The sequence below is a fragment of the Pseudomonas sp. SDO5522_S412 genome (assembly GCF_054071215.1).
The window spans coordinates 43,730-66,531 of record NZ_JBSVWQ010000008.1; the positions used below are offsets into that span (position 1 = coordinate 43,730).

Annotated in this window: 26 protein-coding genes; 9 read left to right on the top strand and 17 right to left on the bottom strand. The window is 60.5% G+C overall.

The window, feature by feature from the left end:
- Positions 1 to 71: 71 nt before the first annotated feature.
- Together ACW9I6_RS03750 and ACW9I6_RS03755 are read left to right on the top strand one after the other, a co-directional pair.
- A complete protein-coding gene (locus ACW9I6_RS03750) occupies positions 72 to 1,028 on the top strand; it encodes a nucleoside-specific channel-forming protein Tsx (protein ID WP_032899590.1) in 957 nt (318 codons plus the stop codon).
- Positions 1,029 to 1,048: 20 nt separating this feature from the next.
- Positions 1,049 to 2,086, top strand: coding sequence for a purine-nucleoside phosphorylase (locus ACW9I6_RS03755; protein WP_457338914.1), 1,038 nt, complete (start codon positions 1,049 to 1,051; stop codon positions 2,084 to 2,086).
- A 142-nt stretch (positions 2,087 to 2,228) separates the two neighbouring features.
- Here the strand turns inward: ACW9I6_RS03755 and ACW9I6_RS03760 are convergent, their stop codons facing one another.
- From ACW9I6_RS03760 to ACW9I6_RS03770, 3 genes are all read right to left on the bottom strand, one after another.
- The gene (locus ACW9I6_RS03760; protein WP_102369314.1) at positions 2,229 to 3,188 is read right to left on the bottom strand and encodes a quinone oxidoreductase family protein; all 960 of its coding nucleotides are present in this window, start codon (positions 3,186 to 3,188) and stop codon (positions 2,229 to 2,231) included.
- A 30-nt stretch (positions 3,189 to 3,218) separates the two neighbouring features.
- Positions 3,219 to 3,392, bottom strand: coding sequence for a DUF1427 family protein (locus tag ACW9I6_RS03765; RefSeq protein WP_003208108.1), 174 nt, complete (start codon positions 3,390 to 3,392; stop codon positions 3,219 to 3,221).
- Positions 3,393 to 3,481: 89 nt separating this feature from the next.
- Positions 3,482 to 4,246 carry an AraC family transcriptional regulator gene (locus ACW9I6_RS03770; RefSeq protein ID WP_008437064.1) on the bottom strand — a complete coding sequence of 255 codons (765 nt, stop codon included), beginning with the start codon at positions 4,244 to 4,246 and terminating at the stop codon, positions 3,482 to 3,484.
- Positions 4,247 to 4,362: 116 nt separating this feature from the next.
- Between ACW9I6_RS03770 and ACW9I6_RS03775 the strand changes: the two genes are divergently transcribed.
- Complete coding sequence (locus tag ACW9I6_RS03775; protein WP_003208104.1) at positions 4,363 to 4,605, top strand: DUF6555 family protein; 243 nt, start codon at positions 4,363 to 4,365, stop codon at positions 4,603 to 4,605.
- A gap of 117 nt (positions 4,606 to 4,722) precedes the next feature.
- On the opposite strand, the gene ACW9I6_RS03780 is transcribed toward ACW9I6_RS03775, so the two are convergent.
- The 3 genes from ACW9I6_RS03780 to ACW9I6_RS03790 form a co-directional block, all read right to left on the bottom strand.
- A complete protein-coding gene (locus tag ACW9I6_RS03780; protein WP_008437063.1) occupies positions 4,723 to 4,893 on the bottom strand; it encodes a metallothionein in 171 nt (56 codons plus the stop codon).
- A gap of 92 nt (positions 4,894 to 4,985) precedes the next feature.
- A complete protein-coding gene (locus tag ACW9I6_RS03785) occupies positions 4,986 to 5,441 on the bottom strand; it encodes a DMT family transporter (protein WP_008437062.1) in 456 nt (151 codons plus the stop codon).
- A gap of 4 nt (positions 5,442 to 5,445) precedes the next feature.
- On the bottom strand, positions 5,446 to 5,931 hold the full coding sequence (locus tag ACW9I6_RS03790) for a DMT family transporter (RefSeq protein WP_026078275.1): 486 nt from the start codon (positions 5,929 to 5,931) through the stop codon (positions 5,446 to 5,448).
- A 118-nt stretch (positions 5,932 to 6,049) separates the two neighbouring features.
- Between ACW9I6_RS03790 and ACW9I6_RS03795 the strand changes: the two genes are divergently transcribed.
- From ACW9I6_RS03795 to ACW9I6_RS03805, 3 genes are all read left to right on the top strand, one after another.
- Positions 6,050 to 6,982 carry a LysR family transcriptional regulator gene (locus ACW9I6_RS03795; RefSeq protein ID WP_102604793.1) on the top strand — a complete coding sequence of 311 codons (933 nt, stop codon included), beginning with the start codon at positions 6,050 to 6,052 and terminating at the stop codon, positions 6,980 to 6,982.
- A gap of 138 nt (positions 6,983 to 7,120) precedes the next feature.
- Positions 7,121 to 7,492, top strand: coding sequence for a type II toxin-antitoxin system Phd/YefM family antitoxin (locus ACW9I6_RS03800; RefSeq protein WP_008437059.1), 372 nt, complete (start codon positions 7,121 to 7,123; stop codon positions 7,490 to 7,492).
- A complete protein-coding gene (locus ACW9I6_RS03805) occupies positions 7,489 to 7,866 on the top strand; it encodes a type II toxin-antitoxin system VapC family toxin (RefSeq protein WP_003208092.1) in 378 nt (125 codons plus the stop codon). The genes ACW9I6_RS03800 and ACW9I6_RS03805 overlap by 4 nt, the downstream gene beginning before the upstream one ends.
- A gap of 10 nt (positions 7,867 to 7,876) precedes the next feature.
- Here ACW9I6_RS03805 and ACW9I6_RS03810 read toward each other — a convergent pair whose 3' ends face one another.
- Positions 7,877 to 9,196 (bottom strand): Nramp family divalent metal transporter, encoded by a 1,320-nt coding sequence (locus tag ACW9I6_RS03810; protein ID WP_087694160.1) that lies wholly within the window; start codon positions 9,194 to 9,196, stop codon positions 7,877 to 7,879.
- A gap of 41 nt (positions 9,197 to 9,237) precedes the next feature.
- Entirely contained in the window at positions 9,238 to 10,791 is a 1,554-nt protein-coding gene (locus ACW9I6_RS03815; protein WP_008437056.1) for a DUF726 domain-containing protein, read from the bottom strand.
- A gap of 181 nt (positions 10,792 to 10,972) precedes the next feature.
- On the opposite strand from ACW9I6_RS03815, the gene ACW9I6_RS03820 reads away from it, so the two are divergent.
- Positions 10,973 to 11,374 carry a RidA family protein gene (locus ACW9I6_RS03820; RefSeq protein WP_003208087.1) on the top strand — a complete coding sequence of 134 codons (402 nt, stop codon included), beginning with the start codon at positions 10,973 to 10,975 and terminating at the stop codon, positions 11,372 to 11,374.
- Here ACW9I6_RS03820 and ACW9I6_RS03825 read toward each other — a convergent pair.
- The 3 genes from ACW9I6_RS03825 to ACW9I6_RS03835 form a co-directional block, all read right to left on the bottom strand.
- Complete coding sequence (locus tag ACW9I6_RS03825) at positions 11,364 to 12,260, bottom strand: LysR family transcriptional regulator (RefSeq protein WP_236260825.1); 897 nt, start codon at positions 12,258 to 12,260, stop codon at positions 11,364 to 11,366. The genes ACW9I6_RS03820 and ACW9I6_RS03825 overlap by 11 nt on opposite strands.
- Positions 12,261 to 12,377: 117 nt before the next feature.
- Positions 12,378 to 12,683 (bottom strand): XRE family transcriptional regulator, encoded by a 306-nt coding sequence (locus ACW9I6_RS03830; protein WP_003208085.1) that lies wholly within the window; start codon positions 12,681 to 12,683, stop codon positions 12,378 to 12,380.
- The gene (locus tag ACW9I6_RS03835) at positions 12,676 to 13,041 is read right to left on the bottom strand and encodes a type II toxin-antitoxin system RelE/ParE family toxin (protein ID WP_003208083.1); all 366 of its coding nucleotides are present in this window, start codon (positions 13,039 to 13,041) and stop codon (positions 12,676 to 12,678) included. Before ACW9I6_RS03835 ends, ACW9I6_RS03830 begins: the two co-directional genes overlap by 8 nt.
- 359 nt (positions 13,042 to 13,400) lie before the next feature.
- Here ACW9I6_RS03835 and ACW9I6_RS03840 point away from each other — a divergent pair, with 359 nt between their 5' ends.
- Together ACW9I6_RS03840 and ACW9I6_RS03845 are read left to right on the top strand one after the other, a co-directional pair.
- A complete protein-coding gene (locus ACW9I6_RS03840; RefSeq protein ID WP_008437055.1) occupies positions 13,401 to 15,209 on the top strand; it encodes a monovalent cation:proton antiporter-2 (CPA2) family protein in 1,809 nt (602 codons plus the stop codon).
- A gap of 72 nt (positions 15,210 to 15,281) precedes the next feature.
- The gene (locus tag ACW9I6_RS03845; protein WP_003208079.1) at positions 15,282 to 15,860 is read left to right on the top strand and encodes a DcrB/PsbP domain-containing protein; all 579 of its coding nucleotides are present in this window, start codon (positions 15,282 to 15,284) and stop codon (positions 15,858 to 15,860) included.
- An 82-nt stretch (positions 15,861 to 15,942) separates the two neighbouring features.
- Here the strand turns inward: ACW9I6_RS03845 and ACW9I6_RS03850 are convergent, their stop codons facing one another.
- The 6 genes from ACW9I6_RS03850 to ACW9I6_RS03875 all read right to left on the bottom strand — a co-directional run bounded on the left by ACW9I6_RS03850 (position 15,943) and on the right by ACW9I6_RS03875 (position 22,703).
- Entirely contained in the window at positions 15,943 to 16,788 is an 846-nt protein-coding gene (locus ACW9I6_RS03850; protein WP_003213018.1) for a D-hexose-6-phosphate mutarotase, read from the bottom strand.
- Between the two features lie 178 nt (positions 16,789 to 16,966).
- Positions 16,967 to 18,313: a carbohydrate porin gene (locus tag ACW9I6_RS03855; RefSeq protein ID WP_134327217.1), complete on the bottom strand. Its 1,347-nt coding sequence runs from the start codon at positions 18,311 to 18,313 to the stop codon at positions 16,967 to 16,969.
- Positions 18,314 to 18,418: 105 nt separating this feature from the next.
- Entirely contained in the window at positions 18,419 to 19,579 is a 1,161-nt protein-coding gene (locus ACW9I6_RS03860; RefSeq protein ID WP_457338915.1) for an ABC transporter ATP-binding protein, read from the bottom strand.
- A gap of 2 nt (positions 19,580 to 19,581) precedes the next feature.
- Positions 19,582 to 20,427 carry a carbohydrate ABC transporter permease gene (locus tag ACW9I6_RS03865; protein ID WP_003213012.1) on the bottom strand — a complete coding sequence of 282 codons (846 nt, stop codon included), beginning with the start codon at positions 20,425 to 20,427 and terminating at the stop codon, positions 19,582 to 19,584.
- Positions 20,420 to 21,328 carry a carbohydrate ABC transporter permease gene (locus ACW9I6_RS03870; RefSeq protein WP_003213011.1) on the bottom strand — a complete coding sequence of 303 codons (909 nt, stop codon included), beginning with the start codon at positions 21,326 to 21,328 and terminating at the stop codon, positions 20,420 to 20,422. The genes ACW9I6_RS03865 and ACW9I6_RS03870 overlap by 8 nt, the downstream gene beginning before the upstream one ends.
- Positions 21,329 to 21,416: 88 nt before the next feature.
- Complete coding sequence (locus tag ACW9I6_RS03875) at positions 21,417 to 22,703, bottom strand: ABC transporter substrate-binding protein (protein WP_457338916.1); 1,287 nt, start codon at positions 22,701 to 22,703, stop codon at positions 21,417 to 21,419.
- Between the last annotated feature and the right edge of the window lie 99 nt (positions 22,704 to 22,802).

Consider the following 22,802-nt stretch of genomic DNA (forward strand, 5'->3'; position numbering starts at 1 on the left):
ACGAACTTGGCAACCAGGTTCACCTCAACCCGAAGAATCGGGCCCCAACCGCGTACGAACAGGGATTTTCAATGCAACCCACTTCCAGACGATCCGCGTCGGCTACCCCTTTTGCTGTTTCCCTGCTACTGGCTGCCGTTACGGGAGTACTCAGCGGACCCATTTTGGCGCAGGAAAAACCCACCGATGACTCAGCACAGGGCGAAGCCCTGGCCCCGGAAGCCAGCCCGTCGAAAAAAGGCGTGTACCTGTCGGACTGGTTCAACCAGGACCTGACGGTGATCGGCAGCAAAGACATCAGCTTCGGCCCCAAACCCGCCGATGACGTGTACCTGGAGTACGAATACTTCGGCCGCAAGGGCCCGTTCGAACTGTATGGCTACGTCGACATCCCGAAGATCTTCGGGATCGGCAACAGCAACGACAAAGGCGCGTGGGACCACGGCTCGCCGGTGTTCATGGAGCACGAACCGCGCATCTCCATCGACTACCTGGCCGGTCGCAGCCTGGCCATCGGCCCGTTCAAGGAATGGTATGTAGCGTTTGACTGGATCTACGACCACGGCAGCAACAAGGACAACCGTGCCAACACCTTGTACAGCGGCCTGGGCACCGACATCGAGACCCACTCGCGGGTCAACCTGTCGGCCAACTTCTATGGCCGTTACCAGTGGGAAAACTATGGCGCCAGCAACGAGTATTCGTGGGACGGCTACCGGGCGCAGATGAAATACATCGTGCCCATTGGCAGCTTCGACAATGGTGCGTCGCTGACCTATATCGGCTTCACCAACTACGATTTCGGCTCGGACCTGCATAAAGACAACCCCGCGCGCACCGCCAACTCCCTGGTTGCAACAAACGTGCTGTTGTATTCGTTCACTCATCTGCGTTTCACCCTGGTCGGCCGCTACTTCCACAACGGCGGCAACTGGGAAGACGGCAGCGAGCTGAACTTTGGCGACGGTAATTTCCGCGCCCGCTCCAACGGCTGGGGTTACTACGCCGGCGTGGGCTATCAATTCTGAGTGTGAACAAGGAGCAGTAAATGAAGACCTTTACCCGCCTTTCAATCGCCATCGGGCTGGCCGCCGGGGCGCTGTTGCCGCATGTCGTGCTGGCTGATGCCCGGGCCCCGATCAAGCCCAAGGTGATGCTGATCACCATGTTCGCCCCCGAAGCGCAGAACTGGATCGACCGCCTGGAACTCAAGCAGGAAGTTCGCGTGCCAGGCTTGTCGGCCGAGTATCCAGTGATCCGCTGCAATACCCAGGACGTGTGCCTGCTGGTGACCGGCATGGGCCAGACCAACGCTGCCGCCTCGACCCTGGCGCTGGCGTTGTCGCCCAAGTTCGACCTGCGCCAGAGCTACTTCCTGATCGCCGGGATCGCCGGGATCAACCCGCACCATGGCACCATCGGCACCGCCGCGTGGGCCCATTACCTGGTGGAATTCGGAACCCAATGGGAACTGGATTCACGGGACGCGCCGAAGGACTGGCCGACCGGCTATATCGGCATCAATACCAAGGGGCCGAACGAGAAGCCGCCGCTGGACTACAAGACCGAAGTGTTCGAGCTCAATCCCAAGCTGCAAGCCAAGGCGTTTGCGCTGTCGCAAAAAGTCGAGCTCAGTGAAAGCAAGGAGTCCACGGCCTGGCGCAAACACTATCCGTACGCGCCGGCCAATCAGCCGCCGCAGGTCACCCAGTGCGACACCCTGGCGGGCAATACCTGGTTCTCCGGGACGCGCCTGAGTGAGCGCGCCGAGGTCTGGACCAAATTGCTGACGGACAATAAAGGCGTGTACTGCACCACCCAGCAGGAAGACAACTCCACCTATGAAGCGTTGCTGCGGGCCAGCCGTGAAGGGTTGGTGGATATCAATCGCCTGGCGGTGGTGCGGGCCGGTTCCGACTTTGATCGGCCGTACCCGGGCTACAGCGAAGTGGACAACCTGCTGAAGTATGCGGACCAGGGCGGATTTGTGCCGGCGCTGGAGAACCTGTATCGCACCGGTAATCCGCTGGTGCAGGCAATTCTGAAGAACTGGTCGGCGTGGGAAAAAGGCGTTCCCGAAGCCTGAACAAAGATCAAATGTGGGAGCGGGCTTGCTCGCGAAAGCGGTGGATCAGTGCCGAATGTATTGGCTGACACACCGTATTCGCGAGCAAGCTCGCTCCCAGACAAGCCCGTTCCCACACAAGCCCGCGCCCACAATAAGCGGGTCAGGGCAGGAAGATAATCTTGTCGGCACTGCCCTGGTTCACTTGCTCAAAGCACTTCACACCGTCGGCCAGCGACACTTCTCGCAAACCGGTCGGCAGCGGCAACAAGTCCTCATCGAAGAACCGCCCGAACTGCTCCAGCATCACGGCGCATTGCTCGCAGTTGTAGAGCAGCGAATTGATCCCCACCACCGAACCACCCTTGCGGTACAACGCCAGGGCCGGCAATTGCACGTGCCCGTCAACCGGCGCGGCGATGATTGCGATACGGCCAAAAGGTGCGAGTGCCGCCACCGCTGCCGGCAACCAGAAGCCGGTGGTGTCAAAGATCACATCGGCGCCCGTACCGAACAGCGCATTAACCTGCCCTCCCAGCGCTTCCGGCTGGCCCAGTAACAAGCCCTCGAAACCCTGCTCGCGCAAGGCCTCGACCTGTTCCGGCCGACGCACGGCCCCGAGCACCTGAGCCCCACGAATCTTCGCCAGGGCCAACGCCGCGCTGCCTACCGCTCCATTGGCACCAATCACCAATAAGCGAGTACCTTTGCCGACACCGCTGCGCTCAAGGGCATCCCACGCCGTGGTGTACGGTACGCCGAGACTGGCGGCCTGGGCAAAGCTCAGATGGCTGGGCTTGTGCGCCACGCCCTTGGCCGACACGGTGAGGTACTGGGCGTGGGAACCGTCGGCGAAAAAACCCAGGTCGCGACCGGTGCCCCAGACCTCCTGGCCGACCAGTTCCTGTGGGCCTTCCACCACCACCCCGGCAAAATCACGGCCGGGAATGCGTGGCAACGTGGTGTAGGGGAAACGCCCGAGCACGTTCTTCACGTCGCTGGGGTTCAGCCCGGCAGCCTTGATCTGCACCAGGACTTCACCGGCCGCCGGCACCGGCGTGGCGACATCAACGTAAGCAAGGGCAGCGAGATCGCCGGTGGCGGAAAATTGCAGTGCTTTCATGACCAATATCCATCGAGGTTAAAAAGGGTTTCAGGAGAACCAGGCGCTGACCATTTGCCGGCCCATGGGCCAGAGCTTCTCGCCCATCAGCATGCCCATCAGCCCGATCAGGGCGATGGCAGGAGGCGCAGGCGAGCGAAAGTCCAGGGCACCGTAAATCACGCCGACCAACAGGCCGATGGCCAAGGAAATCAGGTAATTCATGGAACACTCCGCAGCAAGGGTTGATGCGGTCAGTGTAGGGGGGCTGAAACCGAAGCATCGGCCAAGTGCTTCAGGATTTCGGCCAAGCCTCAGACGGGATACTGCGACGGCGCCATCCCCAGTTCACGGCGAAACATGTCGCTGAAACTGCTCGGCGAATAACCCAGGGAACGGGCGATCGCGCTGACCGACTGGCCCTGGATCAACTCGGCCACGGCGGTGGCCAACTGCACCTGGCGGCGCCACTCGGCAAAGCCCATGCCCAGGCTGTTCTGGAACAGCCGGGCCAGGGTGCGTACGCTGGCGCCGGCGGCTTCGGCGTGCTGTTCAAAGGGAATGTCCAGGGACGGTGACGCCATCACCGCCTGGCAGGCGCTGGTCAGGCGTCGGTCGGCGCCCACGGGCAAGGCAATGCGGATCGGCGAGCGCCGGGCCCGTTGCAGTTCCAGCAGGGCCAGGCCGACCACGGCTTCGTAATAGGCCTGGTCCCCCTTGTCGCCCTGCTCCACCAGCGCCACGATCAGTTCGCGCAGCAGCCCGCCGACCTCGATCACTTGCACCTGGCTGTCCAGGGTCGCTGCCAGCGCCGGGCGCAGGTAGATGTTGCGCATCTGCAAGTCCGACACCACGCGAATCCCATGCTCGACACCCGGCGGCAGCCACACCGCGCGCTGGGGCGGCACCACAAGCGCTTCCTGGGGTGTCTCGACCCACATCACGCCGCTCATGGCATACAGCAACTGGCCCCAATCGTGTTGATGGGGCTCGACATACAACCCACGCGGGTAGGTGCGCGCCAAGGGTTGCACGGGGACGGCGTGATCACTGAGGTCGGGAGGCGCGGCAAGGGCCATGGAAGACACATCGTTCAAGTATGGAGCGCCATGATAAGACGTGAACCGGATGATCCGAGTGAATTTTTACCACCTGCGCAGGGTCACTTAAAGACACAAGGAGGGTTTACGGATCCATGACTAACGCAAAACTTTTCGTGATCGACTACACGCTGCATGGCCAGCCCAAGTCATTCATCATCCGCCTGGAAAAACTCGACAACGCCGAAGCCTGGCATTGGGCGAGCTGCGACGCCGGCGTAGGCCGCATCGGGCGCTTTGCCCGTGAGCAGGTGAAGAAGACGAGCCAGCCCCAGGCCGAGAAATTCGGCATCGAAAACGTGCAATGGCGCCGCTCGGATGCGCGCCCCAGCGCGTGAAACTGTAGGAGCGAGCTTGCTCGCGAAGGTCGTTAACGATGACGCGGGGCACCTGGTGCCCCGCGTCGCTCTCGGGTGTTTCGCGAGCAAGCTCGCTCCTACAGGAGGCAGCCAGCGTTAGCCGTGCGCCGACTTGGCACACTCGCACCCGGTCGCCGAAGCACAAGGCTCGCCATGGGCATGATGCTCTGCGCAGCCTTGGCAGCAATAGCCCTTGCCATCCTTCATCACCGCGTTTTTCCCCAACTGGCAGTTGCAGTGGGGGCAGGCACATGTTTTCTCTTGCATGGTCAGACTCCTTTTTCGTGGTCGTCCAGGTGCGGCGAACGCCGGCACCTCAAGCAATGACTATAGGCAACGATTCAAGGTTCAAAGGCCCGTCAGTCAGCCCGACGAGCGTTGCTGCGGTACATGAACACCAGGGCCAGCGCGAGGCACAGCATCGCCACGATGCGGCTGCCGGACAGTTCGATCGCCGGGTTGCCGAGCCAGCCGAAGTTATCGATCAGCATGCCCATGCCCAACTGCCCGACAATCACCGCCACCGTCGCCACTGCCGTGCCGACAATCGGGACCGCGCCGACCATTACCATCATGTACACCACCCCGAACAACGCCCCGGTCAGTTGCCACTTCGGCACGTCCAGCAGGCTGACCGCGTGGGCGGGCTCAAAGAACAGAATCAGCAACCCGGTACTGATCGCGCCCACGACAAAGGTCAGCAGGCTGCTGCGCAATACGCCCACCGCCTGCCCGAGGCGGCCATTGATGGCGGCCTGCACACTCAATACCGCACCGGCGGCCACTACCAATACCAACAACAGAAACAGGTTCATCGCCTTAACCTCGCGCAATCAGAACAAGTGCAACCACGATCAACGCCAATGCAATCCAGCGCTCCACGTTGACCCGCTTGCGGGCAGTGCCAAACCAGCCGAAGTGGTCGATCAGCACGCTCTTGCCCACCTGGCCCGACAAGATCGCAATCATGGTCATCGCGATCCCGATATGCGGGGTCGCCAGGGTCAGCACCACCACGTACATCGGCCCCAGGAAGCCACCGATCAATTGCCAGCGCGGCAGGTCGGTCAACGCCGGGCCCTTTTGCGGGCCGCTGAACAGCAACAGCAAAAACAGGATCGCCGAGCCGACGCCGAAGATACTCAAGGTCGCCCACAGATGCCCGACCTGCACACCCAGCGGGCCCAGCAACCCGGCCTCCACCGACAAGCCCATGCCCGCGAAAATTACCAGCGGCAGCAACAGCAACCGAAGAAATGTCTTGGGCCGGGCCTGAGCCACACCCGCCATTGAAGAAGCCTGCATACATCACCTGCGCGTTAGAGAGAGGAACAATGGCGCGTATTATCCGGTGGCACTGCTGTGCGATAAATGGGAGCATGCCGACAACACCTTTGCGCAATACGCACAACATGGAGTGATGATGCAGGGTTTGAACGAACTGAGCTTCAAGGCGCTTCGCCTGTTTGTCGCGGTACTGGACTACGGCAGCTTTTCCGAAGTCGCACGCCGCGAAGGCCTGGCGCCCTCCTCCATTTCCCGGCAGATCCAGTTGATGGAGCAGGCCCTGGGCCAACAGTTGCTGTACCGCCATACCCGTGCGGTCAGCCCTACCGAAGCCGGTCGCCTGCTGGGCCGGCATGCGCGATTGATGCTGGAGCAACTGGAAGCCGCCGGCCAGGCGTTGCAGGAGCAGGAAAGCGAACCCAGCGGCCTGGTGCGCATCAATGCGCCGATGGTGTTTGGCCAACGCCACCTCTCGCCGTGGCTTGGGGAGCTGTGTCGGCGTTACCCGAAGCTGCAACTGGATATCCAGCAAACCGACACCTACGTCGACCCGTTGCAAGACGGCACAGACCTGCTGTTTCGCATCGGCGTGCTGAACGATTCCGGCATGCAGGCGCGAATCTTCGCCCCCCAGCGCTTTCGTCTCGCTGCCAGCCCCGGCTATCTGGAGCGTTTCGGTACGCCCCGGCATCCGGACGAACTGGTGAACCACCAGTGCCTGGCCTACAAGGGCGTCACCGGCCAGCAGCGCTGGTTCTTCCGCCGCGACCAGGGCGACTGGACGTCCTACAGCGTCAAGGGCCCGATCACCGGCAACCACGCCGACACCCTGACCCACGCTGCCGAACAAGGCCTGGGGCTGGTGGTGTTCCCGTCATGGTTGATCGGTGAAGGCCTGCGCGCCGGCACGCTGCAGGCGGTGCTCAGCGACTATGAAGTGGCGACGACCCTGGAGCCGCAACAGATTGCTGCGCTGTGGCCGGGTAGCCGGCGGCTGTCGTTGAAGGTGCGGACCGTGATTGATTACTTCGTCGAGTGTTTTGGGGCAGTGCCTTACTGGGACCGTTGAGCAACTGTGGGAAACTATTCGGCCCGCACTGTCGGGAAAAATCCCCCTTCAAGTAAGTCCGATCTGATTTTCCACAACACGGGTCAAAAACCGCTTGCACTCGGGCAGACTTCGAGGAATTCCTTCAGGAGAGACGTCATGGATGCCAGTCATTACTCGTTTGGAAACCTGCAATCGTCCCCGCAAAAATCACCCTCCGCCAGCAGTCGGTTGATCTTTGCCTGCTTACGAAATTTTGGCTATATTTGGCCAAAACCTCGAGAAGACCAAATGATTACCGTACCGTTGGGTGAAGCAAAAAATAATTTATCAAAACTGGTCGATGATGCCGCCGCCGGCCAAATCATCACCATAGCCAAGCATGGGCGGGCGATGGCTCGCCTTGTTCCTGTCGGGAAACCGACAGGCCGGCGAATTGGCGCGATGAAGGGCAAACTGGTGGTGCCGGATGACTTCGATGCGCCATTGCCAGACGACATGCTGGATGCGTTTGAGGGAAACCACCCATGAGAATACTGCTGGATACCCACATCCTGCTTTGGGCCCTGAGCGATGATCCAAAACTGCCAGCGAAGGCCAGAAAGCTGATCGAGAACGCGGCTGAAATTTACGTCAGTGCCGCCACATTCTGGGAGCTGGCGATAAAGGTCGGGCTCGGGAAGCTCAACGTAAACCTGGACGAAATTCGCGAATACTGCCTGGAAAGCGGCTACGTGGAACTGCCCATCACCTCGGAGCACGCCATCGCGGTCAAGGACCTTGAACACCATCACAGGGACCCGTTTGATCGGCTCATCATTGCAACGGCTATCATTGAGCCGATGAAGTTAGTGACAGCCGACCCGATGGTGGCGAAATACACATCATTGGCCGTTTTGACTTAATTCACTTCGCTCAAAACAACCACTGCCCGATCAGCCAGGCATTCGCCCCGCTGATCACCACAAACAAGCTCCAGGCCAGCAGCCGCGTAGGCAAGCTATTGACGAACGGCCCCATCAGGCGCTTGTCACCCGTCATGCGGATCAGCGGAAACAACGCAAACGGCAACTGCAGGCTCAACACCACCTGGCTGAGGATCAGCAGCTTGCCGATGGCATCATCCCCCATCAGCCACACCCCGAGGAACGCCGGGATCAACGCCAGGCCACGGGTGATCAGGCGTCGCTGCCAGCAGGGAATGCGCAGGTTGAGGTAGCCTTCCATGATCACTTGCCCGGCAATGGTGCCGGTGAACGTGGAGCTCTGGCCCGAAGCCAACAGCGCAACACCGAACAGCACGCTGGCGAACGCGCCACCCACCAGCGGGTCGAGCAAGTGATAGGCGTCCTGGATTTCCACCACATCGGTGTGGCCAGTCTGGTGGAACGCGGCGGCGGCCAGTATCAGGATTGCCGCGTTGACCAGCAGTGCCAGGGACAGGGAACCGATGGTATCGATACGCGCCAGTTTCACCGCGTCCTGGCGGCTGGCCAGGTCCTTGCCGACCAGCCGGGTTTGCACAATGGAGCTGTGCAGGTAGAGGTTATGGGGCATCACCGTGGCCCCCAGTATGCCAATGGCCAGGTACAACGGTGCGGCATCACTGATGGCGGACAACGACGGGGTGAAACCACGAAACACGTCGGGCCAGTAAGGCTTGATCAGCACCAGCTCGATGAAGAAACACACGCCGATGGTCGCCACCAGTGCCAGCATGATCGCTTCCAGCCGGCGGAAACCTCGATTTTGCAGGGCCAGGATCAGCAAGGTATCGAAGGCAGTGATGACAATCCCGGTGGTCAGTGACACGCCCAGCAACAGGTGAAACGCCAGGGCGCAGCCGAGGACTTCGGCGAGGTCGGTGGCGATGATCGAGATTTCCGCAAGTATCCACTGCACGAACGACGAGCGCCGGCTGTAGCGCTCGCGGCTCAGTTGCGCCAGGTCCTTGCCGGTGGCGATGCCCAGCCGTGAGCACAGGCACTGCACCGCCATCCCCGCCAGGCTCGCCAGCAGCACCACGAACAACAGGTTGTAGCCGTAGCGCGAACCGGCCTCGATGGCCGTTGCCCAGTTGCCCGGGTCCATGTAGCCGATGGAGATCAGCAAGCCAGGGCCGGCAAACATCAGCGCACGTTTGAAAAACGAGGCACGGGGATCAACGACGATGGAGCCGGCGACTTCCGGCGGGCAGAACGGGGCGGTAGCGATTTTGGGCAGGCTGAATTTCACGCGGGGTACCAGGCTTTCACACAAGACGTGAACGCAGCTTATCAGTCAGACGCAACGGTACGCATCACCGTCTCCCGGGGCAGATCAAATGCCTCTACCACCTGGACCACCAGATCCATCTCCTGGTTCAGTGCTTCACGCTCCAGGCGCTCGCGAATCACCCCGATCACCAGCACCGCCAGGGTGGTGATGGAATACGCGGGGCCGGAAAACGCCCGCACGCCGGTCACCAGCAGCATCGCCGCCGCGAGCGCCTGCCCCACCACCGGAATGGCCGTGGCCGCGCCGCGGCGCAGGATAAACCCGGTCAACCCGGCCAGCGCGGTCCCGCTGAGGGCAGTGGTGGCTGAGCGCCCGACATCGAAACGATTGAAAAAACCCTGTTCCTTTTGTGCCGCAGCCTTCAACTCTGCCTCGAACACTTGGCGATCAGCCTGGCTGAGCTTGTCCTTGTATTGCTCGATCAGCCGCTCGGCAACCTGCAGTTCCAGATCAGCAAGGGCCACTTTCTCGATCGGTTGATCAAACTTGATACCCACCCGCTGCGCCACGTCCTGGGCGATTTCGCGATAGCTCACGCCATGACCACGGGCCAGGTTCATAAAGGTGTCGCCGCCCATGCGCTGCAACTCGATGGCCAGCTTCAAGGGCTCGCGCACGGTGGCGTCGATAGAGGCACTGCGCTTTTGCGCCATCAGCTCGGCGAAAAACTGCAACTCCTCCGGCCGCGCCTGCACCAGCAGCGGGAACAGCTCGACATCCTCTTCCGCAAAGCGCACTTCGCTGCTGCGTTGATCGGCGCGGATCATGCCCCGGCGTTCCTGCAGCAGGTCGGTGTACTGCACCACCGTCTTCAGTTGCGGCCAATACGCGGCGTGGTCGAACGTGGCCAGGTGCACGTTGGCGACCTTGGCCTTGAGCGCCGGTGTCAGCGGGATCGCATAACGACCGATGCAGCGCTCGGTGTCCGGCTTGAGCGCCAGCGCCCAATCCTTGCTCGAGTGGCAGTTGATCACCCGACCGCTGAGCGGCGCCGAGACCAGGTCCCAGGGGCTGGAGGTACAAATCGCACCGCCCATCAGCAGCAGGTTGTTCAGCGGCAACTCACGGGCCACCTCAGGGCTGGCCAGCAGGCTCTTGACCAGGATGCGCGCGCCCAGGGAGTGGCCGATCAGGTTGATCTGCCGCACCTTGATCGACTCGCCATGGAGGTAGTTGGCCAATTCGGGCAGCAGGCTTTTGGCGACCTCATCCACCCGCGCCTCGACGCTTTTGTAGTGGTCGAGGAAATAGGCAATCGCCTTGCCCACCCCGATGGTTGCGGCACCCAGGCTACCGCCACCCAGCATCGAGGTAATCACATCCTTGAACGGCGCAAACAGGTTTTCCAGGAAATGCCCTGCCGGCCAGAACAGCATCAGGTTGGTGGAGCCTTCGATGGTTGCCAGTTGCCGGGAGAAACTACCCAGTTGTTGCTGGTTGAAGAACGCCGAATAACCATGCACGTAGAGATTGAGCACATCCCCCTGGGGCTCGCCACACAACACAAACGTGGGCTTGCGGGTGCGGTGCATTTCATCCCACTGGTGTTGCATGTGACGGTGACTCCTGGCGACGACGGAGGGCGATAGTAACAAAGGGCGGGCTACGGGAATGTGAATAACTGATACTCGGACTATCCATATCCCTGCACAGTGATGACAAAAAACGCGGATTTTGTTCGCAGATTCAGTCCATTAACCTTTGTCGGGTCAACCACTGAAGCCGAGGAACACCATGAGCAAGCCCGAGTTTTTCATCACACCCGGTTACGGCGACATTGCACGCGAGACCCTGCATTACACCCAGGCGGTCAAAATCGGCAACCGCGTCGAAACCTCGGGCCAGGGCGGCTGGGATGACGAGTTCCAGATTCCCGAATCCCTCACCGACGAGATCGCCCTGGCCTTTCAAAACCTCGAACGCACCCTGGCGGCAGCCGGCGCCGGCTGGGAGCATGTGGTACACGTCAATTCCTACCACGTGGGAGGTTTCCCGCCGGAGGTGAACGAGCAGATGGTCAAGTGGTACCGCCATTACATGCCCAATCACGCCCCCATCTGGACTGAGCTGGGAGTAGAAGCCCTGGGGCTGCCGGCAATGCGCATTGAAATCCGCGTTACAGCGATTATTGCCTGACGCCGAACCGCTCGATCACCCAGTCGATAAATACCTTCAGCCGGGCGTTCTGATGGCGATTGGGTGGATAGATGATGTGCAACGGCGTGGCGGGCCGAGTCCAGTCTTCGAGTACCGGGACTAAATGGCCTGCCTCTACGTAGTAGTCAACGATGGTCTTGAAATGCTGCCCGACGCCCAGGCCGGCGAGCAGCATTTCCTTGAGGCCGTTGCCTTCGTTGGTGGAAAACGCGCAGTTGCCTACCTCATACCGAGTCGCGCCCTTCTCGAAAATCAACGGCTCCGGCTTACCCGACCCGGCAAAGAAATACCCCGCCTTGAGGTGGTTCTTCTCGAGGTCCTCGGGAGACACGGGCGTACCCATGCGCTCCAGGTAGCCGGGGGCCGCACAAGTGACGTACTCGAGGTCGACAACCTTGCGGGCGATCATCGCCATGTCATCGAGCTTGCCAGCGCGCAGCACGCAATCCACGCCCTCCCCCACGATATTCACGGCGCGGTCGCTGATGCCCAGGGCGATGGTGATCTCAGGGTACTCACGATGAAAATCCACCAGCGCCGGGATCAGCAGGCAATTGGCAAAGGACGCCGGCGCATCCACTTTCAGGTGGCCGCCGGGCTTGAGCTTCTGCCCGCGCAGGGCATTGTCCAGTTCATCGAGTTCCGCCACCAGGCACAGCGCGTGGCTGTAGTACTCCAACCCCTCCGGCGTCGCCGCCAGCGCACGGGTGGTGCGATGCATCAACTTGACGCCAAGGTGCTTCTCCAGGTCCGTGATGAGTTTACTGACGGTGGAACGCGGCAGTGCCAACTGGTCGGACGCGCGGCTGAAGGAGCCGGTTTCGACGACACGGACGAAGGCACGCATGGCGAGGAGTTGGTTCACGTTGATGTCCGATGAGGGCAAGAATGGCGAGTATTGTTCATTAAGCTGCACAATGACGACAGGCATTCAGCGAACAGAAAACCCGGCGCATGGCCGGGCTTTGACGGAGCGGATGACTCAGTGGGCAAAGTTCTCGATCTTTACCTGGCCATCAGGAAACGTAGCGACAATCTCCAGTTCTCCTCCCATGGCGCGGATATAGTTACGCAGCGTGCTGATATACATGTCGGTACGCCGCTCCATTTTGGACACTGCCGCCTGATTGATATTCAGCGCCTTGGCCAGCGTATCCTGGCTCATCTGTTGCGCCTTGCGCAGTTCATGCAGGGGCATTTCTTTCAGGTGTTGCTGGAAGATGCGCTCTGCATCGGCCCGGGCTTGCGGTGTCATGCGAGCCTGCAGCTCACTGAATTTTTTAGCCATGGTGACGGCCCTCTTTAAGCAGTGTTTCCAAATGTTCGTCATACAACTTCTCAGCCAGCGGGACGTATTCGTCATACCACCGGCCTCGACCGGTTTTATCCCCGCCAATCAGCAACAAGGCACACCGGCGCGGATCAAATGCATACAGAACGCGGTAAGGCCGCCCGGCATGTTGCACCCGCAACTCTCGCAGGCAGCCATGCCTGGAGCCCTTGATGTCACTGCTGTGGGGGAAGCCAAGGCCTGGCCCCAGAAGGCCCAGTAAATCCACACTGGCCGATACTGAGGATTGCTCCTTTGCATCCAGACCGCCCCACCAGATTCCAAACTCGTCCGTGTATTCAACGTCCCAACTCATGCAAATATGCCATCCATGGAATATAAACTCAAGAGCATAACTGTAGGAGTTCCTGGCGTGTACAGGCTTCCGTCTGTCCCGGAAAAGTGTTTGTAGATTATTCCCGCACAATGCTCAGCCCATAAAAAACCACCCTTTCGCGCGGCTGAAGACACGACCATAGCGCCGGCACCACGGATGATCCCGACCGCCACGTGCATAAAACTCATTGAAATAAATGGTATTAATAGTTTGGAGAGTGCCGCGAAAGAACCGGACGACATCCAATGAACCCGGAGGCGAAGGCCTTGGGACCTGCAAAGCAAGCTCGCTCCTACAGTAAAACCTGTTGATTCAGCAAAACGATCCCGGAGTCCCCAATGCCCCATGAAGGCAACCTGTTACAAGCGGCCGTTGTATTCCTGCTCGCTGCCGTCCTGACCGTGCCCCTGGCCAAGCGCCTGCAACTGGGTGCCGTGCTGGGTTACTTGCTGGCCGGGGTGATCATCGGCCCATCGGTGCTGGGCCTGGTGGGCAACCCGCAAAGCGTCAGTCAGTTTTCCGAACTTGGGGTGGTGTTGCTGCTGTTCATCATTGGCCTGGAGTTGTCACCGAAGCGTCTGTGGGTGATGCGCAAGGCAGTGTTCGGTGTAGGCCTGGCACAGGTGTTACTGACGGGCACCGTGATCGGCGTGGTCGCGCTGTTCGTGTTTGGCCAATCATGGAACAGCGCGATTGTGCTGGGCCTTGGCCTGGCGCTCTCCTCCACCGCGTTTGGCCTGCAAAGCCTCGCCGAGCGCAAGGAACTCAACCAGCCCCACGGGCGACTGGCCTTTGCGATTCTGTTGTTCCAGGACATCGCCGCCATCCCGTTGATCGCCATGGTGCCGCTGCTCGCGGGCAGCGATCATCCCGCCACCACCTCCCAGGGCCTGCGACACGGCCTGGAAGTACTGGGCAGCATCGCCGTGGTGATCATCGGCGGGCGCTATCTGTTGCGGCCGGTGTTTCGCATCGTCGCCAAGACCGGCCTGCGGGAGGTCTCCACCGCCACCGCGTTGCTGGTGGTGATCGGCACCGCATGGCTGATGGAGCTGGTGGGCGTGTCCATGGCCCTCGGCGCCTTCCTCGCCGGGTTGCTGCTGGCAGACTCCGAATACCGGCATGAGCTGGAATCGCAGATCGAACCGTTCAAGGGCCTGCTGCTGGGTCTGTTTTTTATCAGTGTGGGCATGGGCGCCAATATCAGCCTGCTGTTCAGCGCGCCGGTGATCGTGCTGGGGCTGACCCTGCTGCTGATCGCCATCAAGTTGCCGCTGCTGTTTTGCGTGGGTCGCCTGGCAGGCGGCCTGAACCCTGAAAGCGCGCTGCGCCTGGGCGTGGTGCTGGCAGCCGGTGGTGAGTTCGCATTCGTGGTGTTCAAGATCGGCCGGGACCAGGGCCTGTTCGAGCCGCACCTCTACGACATCCTGGTGCTGACCATCACCCTGTCCATGGCCGTGACGCCATTGCTGCTGTTGCTCTGCCCGAAGCTGTTCAAGCCCAAGGCCAAGCCGGTGGAAGTGCCCGAGGAATACCGTGCCATCGAAAGCGATGCGCCACGGGTGGTGATCGCCGGGATGGGCCGCATGGGGCAGATCGTGGCGCGGATCCTGCGGGCACAGAACATCTCGTTCATTGCCCTCGACACCTCGGTGGAAACCATCGAACTGACCCGCAGTTTCGGCGGCATGCCGGTGTTCTACGGCGACCCGCAGCGCCCGGAAATCCTTCACGCAGCGAAAGTCGACCAGGCCGAGTTTTTCGTGATCGCCATGGACGACCCCGAGATCAACATCAAGACCGCCGAGCTGGTGCGCAGCCTCTACCCGCACATGAAGATCATCGCCCGCGCCCGTAACCGCCAGCATGTGCACCGCCTGGTGGACCTCGACGCGTCACCGGTGCGCGAGACGTTTTACTCCAGCCTGGAAATGAGCCGCCGCACCCTGGTGGGCCTTGGCTTGACCCAGGCCCAGGCCGACGCGCGCATCAGCCGCTTCAAAAACCATGACCTGCAATTGCTGGCGGCCCAACACGCCGTGTATGACGACGCGGCCAAGGTGATGCAGTCTGCCCAGGAAGCCCGGACGGAACTGGCACGGCTGTTTGAGATGGACCGGATCGAGGAAGAGTCCGACAAGGTGTAGGGATGGAGATGAACGATCTTGCGAATTTTCTGACAGAATACGGCGCAATTTCGTTCATCCCTGGAGAGCTTCATGGCCACCCTCAGCAAGACCGCAGCCCTCTTGGCCCTCGCGCTGGCCGCCGGGTTCGGCGCCAGCCAAGTCCTCGCCGCCAGCAAGCCAGCGGCGCAGAAGACCGCCACCCAGACCATCTCCACCCTGGATGGCAAGTTCAGCTTCAACCTGCCCAAGTCCTACCTGGCCGACCCACTGCCGGCCGGTGATGCCGAGCACGGCACCGCAGGCGCCAGCGGCACGATGTACAGTGACCAGGCCACCAAAAGCGTGATCTTCGTCGTCGAAAAACCGAGTGTCGCCGGCCTGATCAAGGACAACGACCCGCAGTTCCTCGACGGTGCCGTGGCGGATTTCGTCAAGGAACAAAGCGCCGCCCTGCCGGACTTCAAGAAAGGCGCCGAGAAGAAACTCACCGTGAAAGGCCTGGCCCTGCGCCAGGTCGACAGCACCGCGACCATGGGCGGTGGCAAGACACTGAGTTCCACCTTCCTGACGGGCTCCGGCAGCCACCAATTGGTGGTGCAGGCCATTTCCCGGGCGGATGATGAAGCCGGTCATGCACTGTTGGTGAAGCAGATTATCGGCGGTAAATAACCCGATTTACCTGACAATGAAAATCTAATGTGGGAGCGGGCTTGCTCGCGAAAGCGGCATCAGCAACACCGGAACATCCGGATCAAGCCCCCGCCCTCGCCTGCAAACTCAAATGCGCCCGCTCCCCCGGCGCCAGGCTCGCAGCAGCCATCGCCGACTCCACACACACAAACCCCGCAGCCTCGTTGAAGCTCACCCCCAGCAATGGTCGACTCCCCGGGTGCCACACCACCGTGTCGGCACTCTCGCCGGTGTCGATGCACAATTCGCGCTGCCAGGCATGGTCCTTGAGGTGCAGTTCACCGTCGTGCTGGAACACCCGCTGACACCCACCATCGACACGCAACTCACCTTCCTGCTGGCACGCCTGGCGATTCAGCTGGTCGTAGCCCTGCGCGCCATCGAGCCCAGACAGCGCTATCTCACCAACGTTGCCAATCCGCCAATAAGCGTGCAAAGCATGGCTCAATTGGCACGGCAGCTCGTCCTGGTGCTCGGTGGCCAGGCGCAGCTCCAGGGTTTCCCCCAGGTGTGCATGCAGGTCCACCTGCCAGTCGCATAGCTGCAATTGCCAGTGCAAACGCACGCCGTCGTCGTCGGTGCTGCTGTCCAGCAATTTCCAGTCGATCAGCCGTGCCCAACCATGGGACGGCCAGGCGTTTTCGCTGGGATGGCGGCCATACCACGGCCAACACACCGGCACGCCGCCACGGATGGCGCCGACCTGCGGCCACTTGGCCGCGCACCACAGCCAGGGCTTCTGGCCCGTGGGCTGAAAGTGCAGCAATTGCGCGCCCTGGCGACTGAACACCGCCTGGCAGAGCGGGTGATCGATCACCAGCACATCGCGCATCTGAAAGCGCTCCCAGGCGAATACCGGCCGCTCGCGCAGGGATTTGAAAAAGCGTTGCAGCGGATGCTCATGCATGTGCCACGGTCCTGAATATCTTTGCAGGCGCTGGCTTGCCTGCGATGGCATCGCCTCGGTGTGGCAGATACACCGCGGGGCGCGCATCGCAGGCAAGCCAGCTCCCACACAAAAAAAAGCGGATAGCCATGGCTACCCGCAAAATGCGCACAGAGAGAAGGAGCTTATCGCAACAACGTTAGAACGTAGACTGAATTTTCAGGCCCGCTACCACCGCGTTGTCGACTTGCTTAACACCACCTGGGTTGGCGATGTATTGCAGGTTGGGACGCACGGTCAGCCAGTTGGTGACGTGGATGCCGTAGTTCAGTTCGACGTTGTATTCGGTGTTGCGCAGCGGTGCGTAACCCGCTTCGCTGTAATCGGTGAAACCGTTGGCCTCGTTATACAGCTCGGCGTTTTTCTTCACGTCGCTGTTGGCATGGATACGGGACACACCGATACCCACGTCATCCTTGGTACGGGCGTCGAATGGGCCTTTGTACACAAGCATCACCGACTGGTAGTTGTCGACCAGGTTGGTGTCTTTGTCGTGGAAGGTGGCGTTGGCCGCGATGTTCAAGCCGCGGGAAGCGTCGCCATTGTGGGTAGTGAGTTGCTGTTGCACGACGCCCCAATAGCCGGTTTTGCTGCTGCGCACACGGTAGGCTGCCCCAGTGGTGGCTGCATCGTTGCCATTGACATCTTTAAGTACGTCGTTGGCGTCCGCGGCGCTCTTGTAGTAACCCACACGGTATTCACCCGGCAGGCCATTGACCTTAGGCGACCAGACCAATTCCACCGGAATCACGGTGCCCTTGGTGCCGCTGCCGCTGAGCTTGAAGCCGTTGCCGTGCTCCAGTTGCGACGGGTTCTGGTTGTATGCACCGATTTGCGCATACAGTTCAGGCGTGATGTTGTACTTCACGCGAATAGCCGCCTGGGCGACTGGCCAGTTGTACCAGGTGTTTACATAGTTACCGACCTGGGAGCCGCAGAACGACAGGTTCTGGAAGTCGCACGGGAAGGTGTTGAAGTCTTCGCCTTCACCGAAGTAACCGAGCTTCACGTCCAGCTTGTTGTCGAACATCTGGTGCTGAACCCAGAACTGGGTCAGACGCACCATGTGGCCTCGGCCGTCGACTTCTTGAGACGAACTCAAGGTGCCGGCACGCGGGTCACCGATACGGTCGTTGGAGATGTTTGCGCCATTACGATTGGTCAACTGGATCTTGGCCTGGGTGTTGTCCCAGCCCCACAGCTTTTGCAGGTCCAGTGCCACGCCCAGACCGAACTGGTCAGCGTAACGGGCAGTCTTGTCGTTGTTGTAGCCGCCGCCAAGGTTGCCACCGACTTCACCGACGTAATCCGCCTTGATGTCGATACCTTGCTCGATCAGCTTGGTACGTTCGCCGCCCCAATCACCGGTCATCCACTTGGAGTCGGCGCTGAACGCGTCGTCCGCCATCGCATTGGCGGACAGTACCAGGGCTGCTGCTGCTGACAGTTGGCAGAACAACCGGGTGTTGTTGTGGTGCTTTTTCATCCCTACATCCTCGTCTTTATTGTTATTAACTGTTTTTATCTAACGCGGTTTACTTCTTTGTGAGAGCAGGACTCTCACAAAAGCCCCTACACATCATTTGAAACTTCAGCGTCCCTTGAATTGAGCGACGTTGTCGGCACGGTCCTGGGCAGGCAACGAAGCGGCAGTGCCCAGGCGCTCGCCGGTCTTGGCGTCGAACAGCAACACTTTGGCCGGGTCGAACTGCAAGGTCAGGGTCTCGCCCACTTGCGGCGCCACATCGGGCGCCAGGCGGCAGCAGACCTTGGTGTCATTGATTTGCACGAACACCAGGGTGTCCGGACCGGTCGGCTCGGTGACTTGCACCTCGGCCCGAATGGTCGGCGCGCCGGTGGCTTCGGCGGCGGCCAGCACGATCTGCTCCGGGCGCAGGCCCAGGATCACTTCGCGGTCTTCAAGACCGGCATCGTTCATGTTCAATGGCAATTCACAGCGGGCCTGGCCGCTGTCCAGCAGCGCCACCAGGCGGCCGTCCTTGCGTTGCAGGCGCAGTGGAATGAAGTTCATCGGCGGCGAACCGATGAAGCTCGCCACGAACAGATTGGCCGGGTCGTTGTAGATCTCTTTCGGCGTGCCGAACTGCTGGATGATGCCGTCCTTCATGACCGCCACTTTGTCGCCCAGGGTCATCGCTTCGATCTGATCGTGGGTGACGTAGACGGTGGTGGTTTTCAGACGCTGGTGCATCAGTTTCATTTCGGTACGCATCTCGACCCGCAGCTTGGCGTCGAGGTTGGACAGCGGTTCGTCGAACAGGTAGATCTTCGGGCGACGCGCCAGTGCCCGGCCCATGGCCACGCGTTGTTGCTGGCCACCGGAGAGCTGGCCCGGCTTGCGATTGAGCAGGTGCTCGATCTGCAGCAGCTTGGCCACTCGCGCCACTTCTTCATCGATCGCTGCCTGGGGCATCTTGCGAATCTTCAGGCCGAATTCGATGTTCTCGCGCACGCTCATGGTCGGGTACAGCGCGTAGGACTGGAACACCATGGCGATGTCACGATCCTTGGGGCTCATGCCGCTGACATCATGGTCGCCGATCATGATCGCGCCACCGGTGATGTTTTCCAGGCCGGCAATGCAATTCATCAGGGTCGATTTGCCGCAACCCGAAGGGCCGACCAGGATCAGGAACTCACCTTCCTTGATCGACAGTTCGATGTTCTTCAGGGTGTCCGGCAGACCGGTACCGTAGGTCTTGTTTACGTTACGAAGTTCGAGCGTTGCCATGATTACCCCTTGACCGCGCCGGCCGTCAGGCCGCGCACGAAATACTTGCCTGCGACCACATAGACCAGCAGGGTCGGCAGCCCGGCGATCATCGCCGCCGCCATATCAACGTTATATTCCTTGACCCCGGTACTGGTGTTGACCAGGTTGTTCAGCGCCACCGTGATGGGCTGCGAATCACCGCTGGAGAACACCACGCCGAACAGGAAGTCGTTCCAGATCTGCGTGAACTGCCAGATCAGGCACACCATGATGATGGGTGTCGACATCGGCAGGATGATCAGGCGGAAGATCGTGAAGAACCCCGCGCCATCCAGGCGAGCCGCCTTCACCAGTGCATCGGGAATGCTGACGTAGTAGTTACGGAAGAACAGTGTAGTAAACGCCAGTCCGTAGACGATGTGCACGAACACCAGGCCCGTGGTGGTACTGGCCAGGCCCATCTTGCCAAGGGTGAACGAGGCTGGCAGCAGCACGGTCTGGAACGGCAGGAAGCAGCCGAACAGCAACAGGCCGAAGAACAACTGCGAACCACGGAAGCGCCACATCGACAGCACGTAGCCGTTCAACGCACCGATGGCGGTGGAGATCAGTACCGCCGGAACGGTGATCTTGATCGAGTTCCAGAAGTAGCCGTCAACCGTGGCCCAGGCTTTCACCCAGCCGATGCCGGTGATCACGGTGGGCCAGCTCAGCAGGTTGCCGGTGCTGATGTCTTCCGGGGTCTTGAAGCTGGTGAGCAACATGACCACCAACGGCACCAGGTACAGCAGGACAGCGAGGATCAGCACCGCGTAGATCGCGACGCGGCTCAGGCTGATGGCAGGTTTGCCAGCAAGACTAGTCATTGCGCTTGGTCCTCAGCTCGGAGTACAGGTAAGGCACGATGATTGCGAGAATCGCACCGAGCATCAGAATCGCACTGGCCGAACCCATGCCCATCTGGCCGCGGCTGAAGGTGAAGGAGTACATGAACATCGCCGGCAGGTCGGAGGAGTAACCCGGACCACCCGCCGTCATGGCCGCCACCAGGTCGAAGCTCTTGATCGCGATGTGCGCCAGGATCATTACCGCACTGAAGAACACCGGGCGCAGGCTTGGCAGCACCACTTTCCAGTAGATGCGCGGCATGCTCGCGCCGTCGATCTGCGCCGCACGGATGATCGATTGATCAACACCGCGCAGGCCGGCAAGGAACATCGCCATGATGAAGCCGGAGGCTTGCCACACAGCAGCGATCACCAGGCAATACACCACACGGTCCGGGTCGATCAGCCAGTCCAGGCGAAAGCCTTCCCAGCCCCAGTCACGCAGCAGTTTGTCCAGGCCCATGCCTGGGTTGAGCAGCCATTTCCAGGCGGTACCGGTGACGATCATCGAGAGCGCCATCGGGTACAGGTAAATGGTGCGGATAAAACCTTCGCGACGGATTTTCTGGTCGAGGAAAATCGCCAGGGTCACGCCGATCACCAGGGTGATGCCGATGAACATGCCCCCGAACACCGCGAGGTTCTTGCTCGCGACCCACCAGCGGTCGTTGTCGAACAAGCGCACGTATTGCGCCAGGCCTACGAACTTGTAGGTCGGCAGGAAAGTCGAGTTAGTGAACGACAGCACGAACGTCCACAGGATGTAGCCATAGAAGCCCACCAGAACGATGAACATGCTCGGCGCCAGCACCAGTTTGGGTAGCCAGCGCTGCAGTGCATCGAACGGCGAGGCTTTGCTGAACACAGCAACAGAACTCATGGGAAAATCCAGTACAGGGAAAAAGGACTACAGGAACATGCCTTGTGGGGGTTAGGGGTCCCCCCACAAGGCCATTCGGTACTAACCGTTACTTGGCCGACTTGATCGCGGCAGCGAGTTTCTTCGCGGTATCCGCAGGGTCAGCTTTCGGGTCATTGATGTAGTTGGTCACGACATCAAAGAACGCGCCTTGTACCGCCAGCGTGGTCGCCATGTTGTGCGCCATGCTCGGCTGCAGGCCACCGGTCTGGGCGTCTGCAAGGAAGTCCTTGGCGGCGGTCTGGGCGCAGGAGTCGAAGCCGTATTTGCCCATGTCTTTCAACATGTCGATACGAACCGGGATCGAGCCCTTGTTGATACTGAAGACCTTCTGGAAGTTTTCGCTCAGCACGACCTTGGCGATGTCCTGCTGGCCGGCAGCAGTGCCCTTGTCTTTCTGCTTGAACGCAGCGAGGGAGTCGATGTTGTAGGTGAACGCCTTGTCGGTGCCCGGGAAGGCTACGCACTCGTAGTCTTTGCCGGCGACTTTCTTGGCGGCGGTCCATTCACTCTTGGCCCAGTCACCCATGATCTGCATGCCGGCCTTGCCATTGATGACCTTGGCGGCTTCCAGGTTCCAGTCCTGGCCCTTGCCGTCGGCGTCCATGTAGGTCGCGACTTTCTTCAGCTCGGTCAGGGACTTGATCATTTCAGGGCCGGTCAGGGCTTTTTCGTCGAGGTCCACCAGGGCTTTCTTGTAACCGTCAGCCCCCATGACCGAGAGCACGACCGCTTCGAAGACGGTGCTGTCCTGCCAAGGCTGGCCACCGTGGGCGAGCGGAATGAAGCCCGCGGCCTTGAGCTTGTCGCCCGCTGCGTAGAATTCTTCGAGGGTGGTCGGGTTCTTGGTGATACCGGCTTTCTTGAACACTTCCGGGTTGATCCACAGCCAGTTCACGCGGTGAATGTTCACCGGCACGGCCACGTAGTTACCTTCGTACTTCACGGTATCGGAGACTTTCTTGTCCAGCAGGCTGTCCCACTTCTCTTCTTTGGCGGGTTCCTTCAGGACGTCGGTGTCGAGCAGCCCGGTGGACGCCCATTCCTGGATGTCGGGGCCTTTGATCTGGGCCATGCCTGGCGGGTTGCCAGCAACGGCGCGGCTCTTCAGTACGGTCATGGCAGTGGAACCGCCACCGCCGGCGACGGCACCGTCTTTCCAGGTGAAACCGTCTTTTTCAACTTGGGCCTTCAGGACATCTACTGCCGCTTTCTCGCCACCCGAGGTCCACCAATGCACAACTTCAACCGTCCCTTTCGAGTCGGCGGCAAAAGCACTGAGGGGAAACAACGAGGCAACGGAAATAGCTACGGCGAGGCGACTGATCGCTTTCATCTGAGTACCTTTTTTCTTGTTGTTATGCATGCAAGTCGGTGCTTGCGCTGCAAACGAGTTTAAACAGGGATTTTTCAGGTGCAGGTAACAAAGGGACGC